Origin of the sequence: Marinomonas sp. UCMA 3892 (assembly GCF_012726345.1) — a bacterium.
GTDB lineage: Bacteria > Pseudomonadota > Gammaproteobacteria > Pseudomonadales > Marinomonadaceae > Marinomonas.
Genome location: NZ_PTXN01000003.1, coordinates 282259 through 299003, shown reverse-complemented (window position 1 = coordinate 299003; position 16745 = coordinate 282259). Strand labels below are relative to the sequence as shown.

The window sequence follows — 16745 nt, the reverse complement described above, 5'->3', positions numbered from 1 at the left end:
GTATCTAGAATATCAACCACCGTATTGAGTAAGCGATTCCTTAATCGTTCATCTTCCAACTCTCGTTCAAGTCTTTTGATTGTTTGAGCCGGTGTCTCTTTTACTTTCGGGGATTTAGACATGGGTAGCCTCACTTTGGTAGACCAATCCATTTTGCCGTGTTTTCGAAGCCAAGTCAGCACCGTTGATCGGCCTTGGATTCCATAGATCTTTTGAGCTTGCTTATAAGTCATGTCGCCTTTTTCAACGGCCATCACTATCTGTAATTTAAAGCCCATTGTGTAGTCGCGTTGAGTACGCTTGCGTTTGGTATTACTTGGTGTCCCCATAATAGGTCTCCTAGGTGTAAACCTATTTCAGGACGGGACAGTAGTAATAAAAAAGGCGACTCAATGTGTGTGAGTCGCCTTTTTATTGTTGTGCTACTAAAAGGTATTGGCTTTAACCATCCATTAATTGGTTTGGTAGCCAAGTTACTAATTCTGGGAACATCATCACAATAATGAGTACGAATAACTTGAGTAAGACAAACGGCGTAATGGATTTGTAGATATCCAACATGGTGATGTTTGGTGGCGCGATGCCTTTTAGATAGAACAAGGCAAAACCATAAGGCGGTGTCTGAACGGCGATTTCAATGTTTAGAATCATCAAGATACCAAACCAAATTGGGTCATAACCAAGAGAGACTGCGATGGGTGTGAAGATAGGTGCACACATAAGAACGATGATAAATTCATCGATAATGAAGCCCAGCAACAGCATGATCAATTGGAACAACATGATGACCATGATCGGCGGTAAGCCAAGGTCTTGAGTGAAACCTGCCACCATGTTTTGTACGCCCATTAGCAAATGGAAGTTACTGAACACGGATGCACCAACGATAATCCACATCGCCACACTGACCAACAGTGCAGCTTGCATACCCGCTTTTTGAACCATACGAGGTTTAAAACGTTTAAAGAAAATCGCTAAAACAATCGCACCGACAACACCAATGGCCCCAGACTCGGTAGGCGTTGCTATGCCCATGATAATACTGCCAAGCACGGCAACAATCAGTAATAGTGACAACAAGCCATCACGAGCGGTTAAGAATTTCTCCTTTGGTGTCGGTTGTACTTCTGGCACGACATCCATAGGGGCACGCTTTGGATTCAATTTACAAGAAATCACCACGTAAGCGATAAGCAGTACGACAGTGATCAGTGCTGGAATCAAAGCCCCAATAAACATGCGCCCTACTGAGTTTTGTGTAGACGAGGCAAACATGATCATTGGAATGCTCGGTGGAATCAAAATCCCCAAACCACCACCGGCCATGATGACACCCAGTGCAAGGCGTTTATCGTAGCCGCGTTCTAACATTGGACGCAGAGCGATACTGCCCGAAGTCATGATGCCAGCACCAATGATGCCGACCATAGCACCAATCATGGAACACACCACAATAACACTGATGGCCAATGAACCACGCACACGACCAATAAGCATTTGGCTGGCATTGAACATGGCGTCGCCAATACCGGATCGAGTGAGCAATTGACCCATATAGATATACAAAGGGATGGCGAGCAGGATGAAGCTAAAATGGGTAGATTCAAGTGTCGTCGGTATAACGTTAAATAAAGCATCTCCCCAGGTCATGTAACCAATACCCATGGCGATACCGCCCAGAGCCAAACCAACGGGTGCGCCTAAGGCAAACGACACTATGATGCAGGCAAATAAAATCGCAGTTAATAATTCAATGCTGATCATGGCGCGATGCCCTCTTCTTCACTTTCATTTTCTAGCGGCTTTTCAATCAAAGGCTTACCAGTAATGGCTTGGTGCAGAGCATCAATCCAGTCACTGGAGAGTTGGAGAATTAACAGTACGCTTGCTACGGCCATCATTAACCAGTAATGATGCATATGAGGCGCCCATTCACTTTGGCGGCGGTAATTAAACTCGAGTGCTTCTTCAAACTTACCTATGCTCATTTTGCAAACGATCACCATAAAGAACATGGCGAGAGCGAATGAAAATAGGTTAAATATGCTTTTTGTTCGAGCGGATACTTTGTTGTAAAGGATATCGACATTGATGTGAGCGCGTTGCTGTTGGGCATAAGCACCGCCTAATGCAGCAATATATCCAAAGATAAATAGCGAAGTGTCGTAAGCCCAAATGGTTGGACTGTCTAATATGTATCGAGAGAAAACCTCGAAGGCAACGACAAATGCTAATACTGGCATAAGATAGGAAACGGAATTTCCAATAAACGCCACCAAAGCGTGGACGCCAAGACAATAGCGCCTAATCGCAGTCATTATCATTATCATTGTTTTGTACCTGTTAGGATGGATCGAAATTAAAACGGCCTTCTTGGTGAAGGCCGTTTTAATTAGTGCTAAGTCAATTATTTCTGTTCTTTGCGAAGCACATCAATTAACTCTTTGCTGTATTTATCTGCAGCTGCGTATTCATCCCAAAGTTTAGCGCCTGCTGCTTTCCATGCGGCTTTATCTGCTGCACTTGGCTCAGGGCTCCACTGAAGGCCTTTCGCTTCCATGTCAGCAATGGCTTCAGATTCCCAAAGTCTAGACTTTGTCATTTGCTCTTGAGCGTGAACGGTAGTCGCCGCTTTCACAATGGCTTTTAGGTCCGTAGGAAGTTTGTTCCAAGCACTTTTGTTAACGATAATAGGTAACACTTGTGCGCCAGCTAGAGGAAGTGGGTACATGTATTTCGCTACTTCAACGTGGTTACCATCGCGGTGGTCGATCATGTTAGAACCGATCGAACCATCGATTACGCCAGTTGAAAGACTTGTGTAGATCTCAGACCAAGCAAGAGAAACAGGAGAAGCGCCTAGGTTACGTAGGAACTTACCGTATGCGCCTGGCGCACGGATTTTCAAGCCTTGGAAGTCTTCAATAGAATTGATTGGTTTTTTCGTAATAACGTAAACCGCTGGCTGAATGTATGGGTCAAGCCAAACTAGACCTTGCGCACCATAGGCTTCTTTAAGAATTGGCGCCCAGCCTTTTTCTTGGAACAAGGTAGTTAGTTCACCTACATCGCTTGTGCCGCCAGGTAGGCCAATTTCAACCAAACCAGCAGGAAGCTCACCTGCGTTCAAAGATTGGAAGGTTGCGCCCATGGTGATTAGGCCTGTTTTTACTGCACCAAAAATACCAGAAGAACCAACACCTTCACCGTCATAAAGAACTTGTACCTTGATGCGGCCGTCAGACATAGTCTCAATGTTTTTTGCTAAATCTTCATACACAGCACCGAAAGCAGAACCACGGCTGTATAGGTTAGCGAAGCGCCAGTTATAGTCTGCAGCATTAGCAGAAGAAGCGACAGCGCCTAATCCAAGGGCTACCGCTAGAGAACTTACAACCAATCGTTTTTTTAGTTTTAGTATCGCCTTAATCATTGAGCTACCTCGAGAACAAAAGTGCATAAAAAAGTCACGCCTTTGTGGTTGTGACATCTTGTACTCGATACTTTCAAAAAGACTAAGAGCAATAAAGCTCACAAAACCTATCTAAAGTTTTGTGAGCATCAAACAATCTAAAAAGCTAAAATTTGTTATAAATCATATAACTAACTGAAATCGAGTGCACAATAAAGAGGCTGAATGACCAATGTTGGTGCAATAAATAGATTAGTTGAATGCATCAATAGTGTGAATATTATTGATCTATGATGTTGAAAACGTGCATTTTTTTGCTTTTTTAAATATGCAGTCGAGTCTTTTTTCTGTAATTGATTAACGCACCAAATTAGGGCTTTGTGATTTTTAGTGGCAGCTCTTTTCAAGGATTCTTACGTGTTAAACCGCGTTAAAACTTTAGATTTGGTCAGCTAATTCTTTAGACCCTTTCTGAAAAGAAGAAAGCAATTAAATTGACAAAAAAAGACCTGTTTATCAAGCAAGACAAACAGGCCAAAATAATGTGCTGGAAGAATGAAATAAAAGGTCAGAATTCGACGCTTTATTTCAGGGTTTAACCAAGCGGATACGAATCATCCTGAATGCATAAAACATCATCATGAAGATATTTTGCTGCGGTAACCGACGTCTCTTACCTTAAAGAAGCAGAAAGAGGGATGAAAGTCGCATAAATCAATGTAAAGTTAGAGAATCAACGAACTAAATTGTGATGATCATTTATTATGTGCGGCCAGTGCTCGCCGTATCATAGCCATACCGCACATCGAACTAACTATTGTTTGGTTTGCACAGGCCTAGAATAATAAAATGTATGTCAGTACACATGGGGAGAGGCGATGAGTGTTAAAAATTACTCACTGGGGCAAGTCGGTGATTATGAGATCAAACAGCTAAAAGTCTTTAAAACCGTCGTTGATTGCGGTGGTTTTTCGGCTGCGGAAACCTCTCTTAATATTGGACGATCGACTATCAGTCTGCATATTTCCAATTTAGAAGCGCGTCTGAATCTCGTCTTGTGTAAACGCGGCAGAGGCGGTTTTTCTTTGACCGAGGAAGGCCTGATTATTTATCAAATGACCGAAAACTTACTCGAATCATTAGATGCCTTTCGAACCACAGTAAACAACTTAAATGTCAGCTTAACAGGCAAGCTTCGTCTTGCTCTTTCCGATAAAGTTAGCTTAGATCCTCGTAGCCACTTTCCTGAATTGATACAGCGTTTTTCCACCGAAGCGCCTGAGGTATCGATCACCACTAATGTTTCTTCGATGTCTAATATTGAGCGTATGATTTTGAATGATGAAGCCGATATAGGTTTTATCCCTTATCATCGTAAATTAGACGGACTAAGTTACGTGCATTTATACAGCGACGATTGTTACCTGTATTGCGGTAAGGATCATCCATTAGCCACTATGTCCGTTGAAGATCAAGATGAAAAAGTAGACAAATACCCTGCTACTCACGCTGGATTAAAACCACATGAAGCGGTCAGCGAACAGATTTCCCAGATGAATCTAACGGCTATCTCGTATTTCTATGACAGCCGCTTAGCCTTGATCTTATCGGGCCGCTATATTGGTTTCTTACCTGAGCGTTATGCCGCATCTTATGTTGAGTCTGGACAAATCATTGCCGTAGCACCAGAAAACCGCTCTTACACTTTAGGCGTTGCCGTGATTTGCAAGAAAACCACCCAACCTAATAAACCCCGCGAATTATTCCTGAAAGTGTTACACCAAACGGTAGAAGAGCTAATTTCTGCACCTTATTAATGTGTTCGTGTTAGTTGTGCGGTTGGGCGAAAAGATAACCATCGAAATCTGGTGCGTCTGTGTCTGAGAGCTTAAACAAGGTTTGTTTAACGTTTTCTAAATGTTGCCACATAGCCTGTCTTGCTCCTTCTGCATTCCGTTTACGAAGCTGAATCAGTACCTTTTTATGATCATCTAACCATTGATCATGGTAGGACGTGTCTTGTATACGTGCATGGAGTTTTTTCCACATTGGGTTGCCATCTCGCATATCCCACAAGCGTGTCGCAGTATCAAGTAGTACTGTATTTTGAGTCGCTTGTGCAATAGATAGGTGAAAGTCTCGGTCTGCATCGTTGGCTTTTTCTACTGTCTCTAATTCTGCACTTTCGATGTCGAGTATGTCTTGAAGCTTCTGCAAATCTTGCTTGGTGATGACAGGGGCTGCACAAGCTGCTATTGAGCTTTCTATTTCTTGTCGTGCTTGTAATAGCTCAAACGGCCCAACATCCGACACCTTGTGGCTTGTCTTCAACGAGAGGTTATTTTTTAAATAACTGCCAGAACCTTTTCTAACCTCTATCAGCTCTTCGATTTCTAGCATGATAAAAGCTTCTCTAACCAATGTTCTGCTAACCCCAAAGAGTTCGGCATAAACACGTTCAGTCGGTAACTTATCACCAATTTTAAGCGATGATTTTGCTATTTCTTGTTTAATGCTCTCGCCAATTTCTCTGTAGAGTCGTTCTGCCATAGGAATATTCTTAGTCGTTATATTGCTGATAATTTGGTATGCCATTTTCACGTAAAGACTATGAAAAGTCGATATTTTAATCAAAATTAATGCAATGATTTGAATATTGGTATGCCAAAATTATGTTTTTTACTTGTTTGTGGGTGTTTTTTCAGCTATTTTTGTCGAATCCATAGATATTTGGCATACCAAAAAAATAATTAGGTGTCGTAGTTTATGAAAATTCGATCAGCGAAAGTAATAGTGACTTGCCCTGGGCGTAATTTAGTCACGCTTAAAATAGAAACAGACGAAGGTGTTTACGGTATTGGCGATGCGACGCTCAATGGCCGAGAAAAGTCTGTTGTCTCCTACCTTGAAGACCATGTTATCCCTGCCCTTATTGGCAAAGACCCTCAGAGAATAGAAGACATTTGGCAGTATTTGTACCGCGGTGCTTATTGGCGCCGAGGTCCTGTTGGTATGACGGCGATTGCCGCTGTTGATGTCGCTTTGTGGGATATCAAGGCAAAATTAGCTGGAATGCCTTTGTACCAATTGCTTGGTGGTAAAAGCCGTGAAAAAGTCATGGTTTATGGCCATGCAACGGGACTGGACATTGAGTCTTGTCTTGCTGAAGTTCGTAAACATGTTGAATTAGGCTATAAAGCGGTTCGAGTTCAATGTGGCATACCCGGTATTCCAACAACTTACGGTGTTTCCAAAGAAGCCGGTAAACCTTATGAACCTGCGGATTCTGCCTTACCTGCAGAGCATGTTTGGTCTACGGAAAAATACCTTAATCATGTACCTGAACTCTTTGCCGCGGTTCGCAAAGAGTTTGGTGAAGATTTGCATATCTTGCATGATGCTCATCACCGTCTAACGCCCATTCAAGCCGCGCGATTAGGCAAAGAAGTCGAGAAGTTTCACTTATTCTGGTTAGAAGATTGTACGCCTGTTGAAAACCAGTCTTCCTATGAACTAATTCGTAAACATACGACAACACCTCTTGCGATTGGCGAAGTATTCAATAGTTTGTCTGATTGCCAAGAGTTGATTCAAAATCAGCTAATTGATTACATCCGCGCAACAATCACCCACGCTGGTGGCATAACGAATGTTCGTCGTATTGCCGATTTTGCGTCTATCTTTCATGTCAAAACAGGCTTTCATGGTGCGACGGATCTTTCCCCTATTTGTATGGGCGCTGCGCTGCATTTTGATACGTGGGTGCCTAACTTTGGTATTCAAGAACATATGCCGCATACCAAGGAAACCGATCTTGTCTTTCCTCATGCTTATGAATTCAACGATGGCTTCTTTACACCCGGCGACGTTCCCGGTCATGGTGTGGATATCGATGAAGAACTTGCTGCGAAATATCCCTATAAACCTGCTTATCTTCCGGTTAACCGCTTAGAAGATGGCACCTTGTGGAATTGGTAGAAAATTATGAAAGCGTTTCAAGTAGCAAATGTAAATGACTATGCCTTGATCGATACCAAGCAGCCGGTTGCTGAAGCCGGTGAAGTATTGATTAAAACCGCCTTTGCGGGAATCTGTGGTTCAGATCTACATATTATTCACGGACAAAATCCGTTTGTTCAATTTCCTCGAATCACAGGTCATGAGTTTTCAGGGGTTGTCGCGGCGGTTGGCGAAGGCGTTACGCATGTTAATGTAGGTGATAAAGTTTGCGTCGATCCTGTTATTAGCTGTGGCAAATGTTATGCCTGCCGAGCTGGCCGCTTTAACGTCTGTGCGAATTTACAAGTTTTCGGCGTACATCGTAACGGCGGCTTTGGTGAGTATACGAGCGCACCTGCGAGCAATGTCTTGGTGCTTCCTGACAATGTCACGCTTGAGCAAGCGGCATTAGTTGAGCCTTATTCTATTGCCACCAATGTTTTGTCTCGAATGGAGCCAATTCCAGGCGATAGCTTGTTGGTTTACGGTGCCGGTGTCATTGGTTTGACCATAGTGCAAGTGGCTAAAGCCATGGGCATCGAGCGCATTATTGTCACTGACATTGTTGATGAGCGCCTTGAAACGGCCAAATCTCTTGGTGCGACGGACGTGATCAATAGTCGGGTAAACAAAGTAGAAGACTGTATCCAAGAATGGACAAATGGAGAAGGTGTACCTTTGATTGCTGATGCGGCATGTATTCCGGCGCTTTTACCCGAAATTCTACGAATCGCCTGCCCTGCTGGCCGTATTGGATTGCTTGGTTTCACCACGACACCAAGTGATTTAGCGCAAATTGAAGTAATTAAGAAAGAACTGACAATAGTGGGTTCTCGCCTTAATAACCGCCGTTTTCCTCAAGTACTTGAAATGATTGCATCGGGTCGATTAGATCCTTTGGCATTAATTAGCCATCGAATCGCTTTAAACGACATTGGCGACGGTATTCAACTAATGGAAAATCACCCAGAACTGACTCGTAAAGTGCTTGTTGAGATGAGTGAGTGAAATTGTCATTAATATGATAAATAACGTTATAAGATAAGTTCTTATCAGGACCAATTGTCTTAATCAAATACAAAAATAAAAAATAATGGAGACGACTATGAACATCAAAAAAATATTATTAATTGCATCCGTATCATTTGTCAGCTTGTCGGCTAATGCTGAGTCGTACAAGTTAAATATGAGCACAGTACTTGCTCCAAATAACCCACTGACAAAAGGCCTATTTCATTTTAAAAAGGAAGTAGAATCTGCCACTGACGGCGATATTAAAGTCAACGTTTTCGCAAGTGGTTCACTTGGCGGAACGGGCGACCTGATTGAACAAGCGAGAGCTGGTTCTAATGTGAGTATGATGGCTGATCCATCACGTTTGCAAAACTATGTGAATGATTTCGGTGTTCTAGCTAGCCCCTATGTTTTTAACTCTTTAGAGCAGGCGCAGAAATACTATAAATCAGATGCATTCAAGGAATTAGAGGCTGAACTACAACAAAAAGGTGGTTTAGTTATTCTCTCTGCAAATTGGTTCCAAGGAACTAGAATGCTGATTACCAAAAAACCTGTATCGACACCAGCTGACGTAAAAGGCATGCGCATTAGGGCTGCTGGTTCAACTATCGGCGTGAAAACTGTTGAGATTTTAGGTGGTACAGCAACTCCAATGCCTTGGAATGAAGCCTATACAGCTTTACAGCAACAAGTTATTGATGGTGTAGAAGTTCACCCAGCTGCATTTTATGATTCAAAGCTCTATGAAGTAGCAAATTATATCCAACCGACAAATCATGCTTTTTTAATGACTTATCTTGTAGTGGGAGAGCAGTGGCTTAAATCTCTACCAGAAGGTTATCAAGCATTGTTAAAAGAAAAAGCCTCCAATTCAGGAGATTTTGTAACCAAGACTATTCTTGAAAATGAACAAAAGTATATCGATGAATCTATAAAGCATGGCATGAAGCTTAATAAAGTTGATATTAAAAAGTTTCAAGAAAATAGCAAAGGCTTATTCGACTCTATAGGTCTATCGAGTGAATATAAAAAAGTAGAAGCAAGTTTAAAATAACATACCAAAATAAGGTAGCCCATTGTTAAATTTAGCTTTAAGGACTTTTTATGTTTAATAAAATCAGTCGCTCTATATATCATATAGAAGTGATTTTATCTCAAATTATTTTGTCATTAATCGTTATACTCGTGTTTTCCGCTGCGATAGCACGAAGCATGGGTTACCCGATAATTTGGTCTGTTGAAATTGCTAAAATACTTTTTATGGTTGTTTGTTTTGTGTGTGTTGATATAACACTAAAGAAACACAAACATATAGGCATCACATACTTTGTTGAAAAATTAAATGAAAAGACTAAAAACATATTTCAGTTATTTGTTCTGATACTTATGTTGGGTTTTACCATTTTTTCTATCACCAAAGGCGTAGAATTAATTCATGTTTATAAATTTAGAATGTTCAATGCGACCGGTATTCCATATCGATATATTATGCCGGTCATTCCTCTCTCTATGTTCCTAATGTCTATTACAATTATCGCTCACATGGAAACCTGTATAATAAAATTAGGATGCTATAAATCAAAAAAAGAAAAGGTAGAGGTATAGAATGTTAACATTAACTATAGTGTTCTTTATCTTGATTTTTATAGGCATGCCTGTATCTTTTTCAATTTTAATATCGTCAGCAATATATTTTCATTTTATTGGTGAGTTACCATTTACTATTTTTTATCAAAAAATAGCATCGCCAACACAGAATTTTGCCTTACTTGCTGTGCCTTTATTTATTCTCGTTGGGAACATTATGAATGAAACAGGTATTGCTGCTCGCTTGTTTCATTTCACTAAATATATTGTTGGTTGGATGGCTGGTGGCTTAGCGCAGATATCTATTTTTATGAGCGCAATTCTTGGTGGTGTTTCTGGTTCCGCTGTGGCTGATGCATCCATGCAAAGTCGATTGATTGGCCCCGAGATGGAGCGTAAAGGCTACCCGGTTCCTTATTCTGCCAATGTGATTGCATACAGCTCTTTGATAACTGGGTTATTTCCCCCCAGCATCAGTTTGATATTGTTTGGGTTTGTAGGAAACGTATCAATAGGCAAGTTATTTTTAGCCGGTATCGTGCCCGGTTTACTGCTCACTGTTATGCAGATGCTATTAAGTTGGTGGATAGCAAAACACTATAAAATACAGCCTGAACTACCTGGATTACCTAAGTTTAAAAAAGTATCTCACAGTGCAAGGATAAATATTTGGGCGCTTCTGTTTCCTGTTTTTTTGCTATTTGTTATTCGACTTGGCCTCTTCACACCTAGTGAAGCGGGCGCTTTTGTTGTCGTTTATGCATTAATTGTAGGACGATGGGTTTACAAAGAGTTATCTTTTAATGGCTTGAAGAAAGCGTTAAAAAACTCTGCTGTAGACTTAGGTATGGTGATGTTTTTGATAATGGCTGCTGGAGCACTAGGGTACGCCATAATATTAGAGCAGCTACCTGTAGAGGCTGGTGATTTCATCTCAAGTGTTACGGATAATCAATATTTGATTCTCATTCTTTGTTTACTGCTTGTATTGATTTTCGGAATGATCTTAGATGGATCTGTATGTATTCTGCTATTAACTCCGATCATTTTACCTGTATTAACCTCAATTGGTTATGACCCGGTACACATTGGAATAGTGATGACGACAACCATTCTAATTGGGGCAAATACGCCGCCAGTTGGAATTTGTATGTTTACCGTTTGTAGTCTACTGAACTGTAAAACAGAAGATTTTTTTAAGTCATCAATACCATTTATTTTAACCTTCGTATTATTTTTAATCTTATTAATTATATTTCCAGATATTTCTCTGATACTACCTTCTACTTTAATGGAGTAAAAAATGAAATTTACTTATTTTAACCGTGACGAATTAAAATCATTAGGAACCAAATTATTAAGTCAATATGGAATGCCTGATGATAGGGCAAGTATCACTGCAGAGTTATTAATTCAAAGTGATGAGTTAGGTTTTACTACGCATGGTTTGTCTTTAATTCCGTACTATATTCCGGAGTTACAAGCAGGAAAAATGCAAGAAGCAGATGATGTTGTAATCGTTAATGATACCGGGTCGACATTTGTATGGAATGCACAGTATCTTCCAGGAATCTGGATGATGAATAAGGCTATGGATGAGGCGTTTTCACGAGTAAAAGAACATGGCGTCGTCACAGCATCCATTAATCGAGCACATCATATTGGCTGCCTATCTACTTACGTTAAATTAGCCACTGATAAGAACTTAATTTGTATTGTTTCTACATCTGATCCAGCAGGTAAACTTGTCGCTCCGTTTGGGGGTATTGATCCAGTTTTGACCCCTAACCCTTGGGCCATTGGTTATCCAACCAATGGCGACCCTGTGATCATTGATACAGTCACTTCTATTTGTACCTTCTCGAAAGTCAGAGAGCATTTAAATACTGGCTTACCGATGCCATACCCAATGCTGCAAGATAAGAATGGGAATGAAACAACGGATGCCACAGTCATTAATGATGGTGGCGCAATCCTTCCTATTGGTGGCACTGATTATGGTCATAGAGGTTACTGCTTTAGCATGATGGTCGAAATGCTCACGCAAGGACTGTCTGGCCATGGCCGAGCAGATGATGTTTCGAGATGGGGCGGTAATGTTTATATTCAATTGATTGATCCAGAAGCTTTTGCAGGCTTAGAAGCCTTTAAAGAGCAAATGGATAAATTGACTGAGCTATGTTTAGCTTCTCGTCCAAGAGAAGAAGGTAAACCTGTTCGAGTACCAGGAGAATTTGGGCTTTCTTGTGCTAAGCAGTCAAAAACTCAAGGAATCCGATTAAATGATGAAACGTTAGACCGTCTCAAGCAATCAGCCGAAGCTGCAGGAATTGAGTTCCCTAAATCGATCTAAAAATCCCCCGCGATATTAATTTAGCAACACCCTTGATGACGCCTGTTTGCTTTATGCTGCAGGCCGTTGTGAATTACCAGTAACAAAAAAAGCAGTAACGGCAATATAGCTTTTATATCAATAGGCTAGTTTGGGATGGAATTATGATAAAAATTCAACGTATAGATAGCCAAATTGAACCAAGTCAGCATGATGTAGGCATAGTTCACATTGGTCTAGGTGCTTTTCATCGAGCTCATCAAGCAGTGTATTTAGAGCAGACTCTTGCAAAGCATGGCGGTGATTGGATGATTGCCAGTGCGAATATCCGTTCTAATTACAAACTGGTTGAACAGATGCAAGCTGCAAAGCATCGTTATCATGTGGTGGAATATGCGGATACGAGCAACGCTAATCTAAGAGAAATTAAAGCGATTAAGAATACGTTTTTCTGTGGCTCCGATGCAGGAAGAGCTGCGCTACTCAAGCAAATGAGCGCTCCAGCGACCAAGATAGTCACTCTAACAATTACGGAAAAAGGCTATTACTTAGCGCCGTCTTCCGGAGAGCTATTACTTGAAGCTCCTGAAATTGGGCATGATATAGCGCATCCATCTCAACCTAAAACAGCGTTAGGTCTGATTGTTGAAGCACTGAAACACCGACGTGCGACAGGCATAGCTGCCTTCACTGTTTTGTCTTGTGACAATATGCCTCATAACGGTATTCGAGCGAAAGGCGCGGTTGTAGCGTTAGCCAAATCACAGGATGATGAGTTCGCCCAATGGATTGAGCAAAACGTTGCGTTTCCTAATTCCATGGTAGATCGCATCGTTCCTGCTGTGTCTGAGCAAGACCTTGCTATGATCAAAATGGACACTGGTATCAGTGAGCCTACCGTGGTGAAGTGCGAGCAATTTAGCCAATGGGTAGTAGAAGATAATTTCCCTGCAGGGCGCCCGCAGTGGGAGTCTTCTGGTGTTCAGATGGTGGATGACGTATCCAGTTACGAAATGATGAAGCTGCGAATGCTCAATGGTAGTCATTCACTATTGGCTTACTTGGGACCCATTGCTGGCTTTAAAACAGTCGCAGACGCCATGCAAGACAAGGATATTCGTGCTTTTCTTGAGTGCTATATGATGCGAGAAGTGGCTCCGACATTACCGAGTTTTAGCCAAACAGAATTAGACAAATATTGCCAAAAGCTGTTAGCGCGCTTTGAAAACGACAGCTTACAACATCAGCTTAAACAAATTGCGATGGATGGCAGTCAAAAATTACCACAACGTTGGTTGAGTGTTTTGACTGAGTTGCAGGAAAAGTCTCTTGCCGCTCCCGCTATCGAACTTGGTATTGCTGGCTGGATAGCCTTTCTTTGTGATGCTGAGCAGAATCAACAAAGTATCAATGATCCACTTGAAGCTGTGTTATTTGCATTAGTTTGCCGTTATCGAGATAACACTAGGAACTTAATTGTTGCCCTACTTCAAAGGAACGATATTTTTCCTGCCCCACTTTGTGATAACGAAGGATTAATTGCTCGGATTGTGGCTATAGTCGATCATTTATTTGCAGGTCAAAAGGTACAGAATTTTATGGATGTTCAATAAAAGACATAATTTACCTTTATAAGGCTTTTCTGGTCCTCTGGAAACGCCTTTTTTTAAGGCCAAGGCAGTGGCTGATGGGGCTCTGTTTTCGTTAGTTGGTTATTCTGTCCGAGACTTTCTTCTTTCATCCAATCCACAAAGGCTTCAATCCGAGCCCTTCTTGGGGAGTTTTTGGCGTAGTAAGCATAAAACTCAATCTTAGTATCTAACGCTTTTGGATAGGCTTGGACGAGTGTTCCCTTATCAAGTTCTTCTTGAACCATGAATTTTGGACATAAAAAGACGCCATGCCCGGCCTTTACCGCGCTGATTCCCATATACCAAGAGTTTACTTCTGCCCACAGAATACTTTTGCTGCGAATGGGGCAAATCGCCTGCTCTTCAAACCACTTTTTCCATTGATAGGAAGAATCGTCTACCTGAATCATCCAACATTTTAATAAATCAGTCGGTTGAAATAAGCCAATTCTTGAGGCTAATGATGGCGAGCAAACGGGGATGATGTCAGATGATATGAGTGTTCGTTTAACCGTATCTGCTCTATCTACCGTTAGATGCTGATTATCATCGATACCGACATCTATTTTGCCTGCATGTATGTCTCTGCTCTCGTCTGATGAAAAAAGTTTGACCGTAATGTCCTTTTGACGGTCTGAGAAACGCCATAAGCGTGGCATTAGCCATAAAGACACAAAGCTTTGTAAGCCAGAGACGAGTAGTGTTCCGCCAACGGGTTCGAGTTTGACACTTTCTAAGCCTTTTCCTATGTGCTCAAACGCTTGTTCTAGGTGCTCCGCGAGGACTTGCCCTTGGCTAGTTAGGCGCATATCGCGACCAGAACGATAAAACAGCGGCACACCTAGGTATTCTTCTAATAAACGAATCTGCTGGCTCACCGCCGCCTGTGATACATGCAGTTGCTTTGCGGCTTTGGTATAGCTCAAGGTCTGGCTTGCTACCGAAAAATAATGGGCGGCCTTTAAATGCGTCACGCGATTACTCATAAGTCGTTCCTAACATCGTATCCATAAGATTATCTAATCTAACCTGTAAAAATATAGCATTCGTTTTTACCTCAATTTGACGACACAATAAAGTCATTATCAACAGGAGGTGTGAGTATGTGGACGTTATTGTTGTGGTTGAATCAGAAAATTTTAGCAAGTTATGAAAGGCTAAAGAATAGATATGAAGTACAAAAAACCAGACGCGTCATGAGAAGGCAAATGGCTATGACTCGACATCTACCGGCTTACTTACGCCGTGATATGGGGCTTCCACCTTACACGGAACGCGAAGAGACACGATCCAAAGATTCTCAGTAACTTCTCAGATTATCTAATGAATACTGTTGTTTTCAACTGCAGCATTCAGCGCTGCAAATAAAAAAGTCCGCATAAAAAAAGCCACCGTGTCACCACAGTGGCTTGCAGCAAGATCATTCTTGCAAGCGGAAGCTTTGTTTACCAAAAAAGCGACTCAACAAAGCCGCTCTAATAGAAGCTTAAACAAGCTCTTTAAAGCAGCGTTTGAAGATGTCCATACCTTCATCGATGATGTCCATTTCGATCGTCAAAGCTGGTAGGAATCGAATAACGTTACCGCGGATACCACAAGATAATAGTACCAAACCATTTTCAGCGGCTTTGGCAGAGAGTTTTTTCGCAAGCTCTGGGTAAGGCTTGTTTACATCGCCATCATGAACGAACTCCACTGCGATCATCGCGCCTGCATTACGAATATCACCAATAATGCTTGGGTACTCAGTTTGCATTTCTGTTAAATGCTTAACGAAGTGAGCACCTACTTCTACTGCGCGGTCGCACAGTTTCTCTTCTTCTATTGCTTCAAAAACCGCAAGACCTGCAGCGCAACCAACAGGAGAACCACCATAAGTTCCGCCTAAACCGCCAGGAATTGGTGCATCCATAATATTCGCTTTACCAACAACTGCAGCTAATGGGAACCCTCCAGCGATACCTTTTGCTGCGGTAATAAGGTCTGCTTCAATATCAGCTTGTTCATGGCAGAACATAGTGCCTGTACGGGCAAAACCAGACTGGATTTCATCAAGAATCAATAATATGCCATGGTCATCACATAGCTTACGAAGCTTCTGTAGGAAGCTTGCAGATGCTTGGTAGAAACCACCCTCGCCTTGCACTGGTTCGATGATAATAGCCGCAACACGAGAAGGCTCGATATCACATGTAAAGCGTAACTGAAGATCAGCAAGTGCTTGCTCTTCGGTAATGCCAAGGTAGTCATTTGGATAAGGAATATGGAAAATATCGCTTGGGAAAGGACCAAAACCAATTTTATAAGGGTTTACTTTGCCCGTCAGACCCATGGTCATGTTGGTTCGGCCGTGGAAACCGCCGTTGAAAGCGATAATGCCAGGACGACCAGTGTAAGCACGGGCAATCTTCACACAGTTTTCTACTGCTTCAGCGCCAGTTGTAACGAAGATAGATTTTTTCGGCGTATTACCTGGAGCCGCTGCATTTAATTTTTCTGCCAAAGCCACTGCCGACTCGTATGGGCTTACCATGACGCAAGTATGGGTGAATCGCTCTACTTGAGCTAAAACCGCAGCTTTTACTTTTGGATGGTTATGACCTGTGTTTACTACAGCGATACCCGCACCGAAATCGATGTGGCGCTTGCCTTCCACGTCCCAGATTTCAGCGTTTACAGCACGGTCAACGTAAACGGGAGCCATGTTGCCTTGGCCACGAGCGATGGCGATTTCTTTGCGTTTTTGTAGATCTGCGTTGTTCATTTT

Annotated in this window: 16 protein-coding genes; 9 read left to right on the top strand and 7 right to left on the bottom strand. The window is 41.9% G+C overall.

Annotation, left to right across the window (positions count from 1 at the left end):
• The 4 genes from B6N13_RS06635 to B6N13_RS06620 all read right to left on the bottom strand — a co-directional run.
• On the bottom strand, nt 1-329 hold a 329-nt coding region (locus B6N13_RS06635; protein ID WP_169458909.1), incomplete at its 3' end, for a helix-turn-helix domain-containing protein.
• A gap of 112 nt (nt 330-441) precedes the next feature.
• Nucleotides 442-1764, bottom strand: coding sequence for a TRAP transporter large permease subunit (locus B6N13_RS06630; protein WP_211172795.1), 1323 nt, complete (start codon nt 1762-1764; stop codon nt 442-444).
• Nucleotides 1761-2330: a TRAP transporter small permease gene (locus B6N13_RS06625; protein WP_248280250.1), complete on the bottom strand. Its 570-nt coding sequence runs from the start codon at nt 2328-2330 to the stop codon at nt 1761-1763. The genes B6N13_RS06630 and B6N13_RS06625 overlap by 4 nt, the downstream gene beginning before the upstream one ends.
• Nucleotides 2331-2407: 77 nt before the next feature.
• Nucleotides 2408-3433, bottom strand: a complete 1026-nt coding sequence (locus B6N13_RS06620) for a TRAP transporter substrate-binding protein (protein ID WP_211172794.1) — start codon at nt 3431-3433, stop codon at nt 2408-2410.
• A gap of 857 nt (nt 3434-4290) precedes the next feature.
• Between B6N13_RS06620 and B6N13_RS06615 the strand changes: the two genes are divergently transcribed.
• Entirely contained in the window at nt 4291-5229 is a 939-nt protein-coding gene (locus B6N13_RS06615; RefSeq protein WP_169458908.1) for a LysR family transcriptional regulator, read from the top strand.
• A 10-nt stretch (nt 5230-5239) separates the two neighbouring features.
• Here the strand turns inward: B6N13_RS06615 and B6N13_RS06610 are convergent, their stop codons facing one another.
• A complete protein-coding gene (locus tag B6N13_RS06610) occupies nt 5240-5962 on the bottom strand; it encodes an FCD domain-containing protein (protein WP_048813844.1) in 723 nt (240 codons plus the stop codon).
• 216 nt (nt 5963-6178) lie between these two features.
• On the opposite strand from B6N13_RS06610, the gene manD reads away from it, so the two are divergent.
• The 7 genes from manD (at nt 6179) to B6N13_RS06575 (ending at nt 13960) form a co-directional block, all read left to right on the top strand.
• The gene (gene manD / locus B6N13_RS06605; RefSeq protein ID WP_169458907.1) at nt 6179-7390 is read left to right on the top strand and encodes a D-mannonate dehydratase ManD; all 1212 of its coding nucleotides are present in this window, start codon (nt 6179-6181) and stop codon (nt 7388-7390) included.
• 6 nt (nt 7391-7396) lie between these two features.
• Entirely contained in the window at nt 7397-8419 is a 1023-nt protein-coding gene (locus tag B6N13_RS06600) for a Zn-dependent oxidoreductase (protein WP_169458906.1), read from the top strand.
• 97 nt (nt 8420-8516) lie between these two features.
• Nucleotides 8517-9482, top strand: coding sequence for a C4-dicarboxylate TRAP transporter substrate-binding protein (locus B6N13_RS06595; protein ID WP_169458905.1), 966 nt, complete (start codon nt 8517-8519; stop codon nt 9480-9482).
• 50 nt (nt 9483-9532) lie between these two features.
• A complete protein-coding gene (locus tag B6N13_RS06590) occupies nt 9533-10033 on the top strand; it encodes a TRAP transporter small permease subunit (RefSeq protein ID WP_169458904.1) in 501 nt (166 codons plus the stop codon).
• 1 nt (nt 10034) lies between these two features.
• Nucleotides 10035-11315: a TRAP transporter large permease gene (locus tag B6N13_RS06585; protein ID WP_169458903.1), complete on the top strand. Its 1281-nt coding sequence runs from the start codon at nt 10035-10037 to the stop codon at nt 11313-11315.
• Between the two features lie 3 nt (nt 11316-11318).
• Nucleotides 11319-12368, top strand: a complete 1050-nt coding sequence (locus B6N13_RS06580) for an Ldh family oxidoreductase (protein WP_169458902.1) — start codon at nt 11319-11321, stop codon at nt 12366-12368.
• A gap of 143 nt (nt 12369-12511) precedes the next feature.
• Nucleotides 12512-13960, top strand: coding sequence for a mannitol dehydrogenase family protein (locus B6N13_RS06575; protein ID WP_169458901.1), 1449 nt, complete (start codon nt 12512-12514; stop codon nt 13958-13960).
• Between the two features lie 53 nt (nt 13961-14013).
• Here B6N13_RS06575 and B6N13_RS06570 read toward each other — a convergent pair whose 3' ends face one another.
• Complete coding sequence (locus tag B6N13_RS06570) at nt 14014-14964, bottom strand: LysR substrate-binding domain-containing protein (RefSeq protein ID WP_169458900.1); 951 nt, start codon at nt 14962-14964, stop codon at nt 14014-14016.
• Nucleotides 14965-15081: 117 nt separating this feature from the next.
• Here B6N13_RS06570 and B6N13_RS06565 point away from each other — a divergent pair, with 117 nt between their 5' ends.
• Nucleotides 15082-15285 carry a hypothetical protein gene (locus B6N13_RS06565; RefSeq protein ID WP_169458899.1) on the top strand — a complete coding sequence of 68 codons (204 nt, stop codon included), beginning with the start codon at nt 15082-15084 and terminating at the stop codon, nt 15283-15285.
• 179 nt (nt 15286-15464) lie between these two features.
• Here B6N13_RS06565 and gabT read toward each other — a convergent pair whose 3' ends face one another.
• Nucleotides 15465-16742, bottom strand: a complete 1278-nt coding sequence (gene gabT, locus B6N13_RS06560) for a 4-aminobutyrate--2-oxoglutarate transaminase (protein ID WP_011977885.1) — start codon at nt 16740-16742, stop codon at nt 15465-15467.
• Between the last annotated feature and the right edge of the window lie 3 nt (nt 16743-16745).

Coding starts and splice junctions, on each gene's coding strand:
- B6N13_RS06620 (WP_211172794.1), bottom strand. CDS start 3,433: ATGATTAAGGCGATACTAAAACTAAAAAAACGATTGGTTGTAAGTTCT.
- B6N13_RS06600 (WP_169458906.1), top strand. CDS start 7,397: ATGAAAGCGTTTCAAGTAGCAAATGTAAATGACTATGCCTTGATCGAT.
- B6N13_RS06590 (WP_169458904.1), top strand. CDS start 9,533: ATGTTTAATAAAATCAGTCGCTCTATATATCATATAGAAGTGATTTTA.
- gabT (WP_011977885.1), bottom strand. CDS start 16,742: ATGAACAACGCAGATCTACAAAAACGCAAAGAAATCGCCATCGCTCGT.
- B6N13_RS06625 (WP_248280250.1), bottom strand. CDS start 2,330: ATGATAATGATAATGACTGCGATTAGGCGCTATTGTCTTGGCGTCCAC.
- B6N13_RS06615 (WP_169458908.1), top strand. CDS start 4,291: ATGAGTGTTAAAAATTACTCACTGGGGCAAGTCGGTGATTATGAGATC.
- B6N13_RS06630 (WP_211172795.1), bottom strand. CDS start 1,764: ATGATCAGCATTGAATTATTAACTGCGATTTTATTTGCCTGCATCATA.
- B6N13_RS06585 (WP_169458903.1), top strand. CDS start 10,035: ATGTTAACATTAACTATAGTGTTCTTTATCTTGATTTTTATAGGCATG.
- manD (WP_169458907.1), top strand. CDS start 6,179: ATGAAAATTCGATCAGCGAAAGTAATAGTGACTTGCCCTGGGCGTAAT.
- B6N13_RS06595 (WP_169458905.1), top strand. CDS start 8,517: ATGAACATCAAAAAAATATTATTAATTGCATCCGTATCATTTGTCAGC.
- B6N13_RS06570 (WP_169458900.1), bottom strand. CDS start 14,964: ATGAGTAATCGCGTGACGCATTTAAAGGCCGCCCATTATTTTTCGGTA.
- B6N13_RS06580 (WP_169458902.1), top strand. CDS start 11,319: ATGAAATTTACTTATTTTAACCGTGACGAATTAAAATCATTAGGAACC.
- B6N13_RS06575 (WP_169458901.1), top strand. CDS start 12,512: ATGATAAAAATTCAACGTATAGATAGCCAAATTGAACCAAGTCAGCAT.
- B6N13_RS06610 (WP_048813844.1), bottom strand. CDS start 5,962: ATGGCAGAACGACTCTACAGAGAAATTGGCGAGAGCATTAAACAAGAA.
- B6N13_RS06565 (WP_169458899.1), top strand. CDS start 15,082: ATGTGGACGTTATTGTTGTGGTTGAATCAGAAAATTTTAGCAAGTTAT.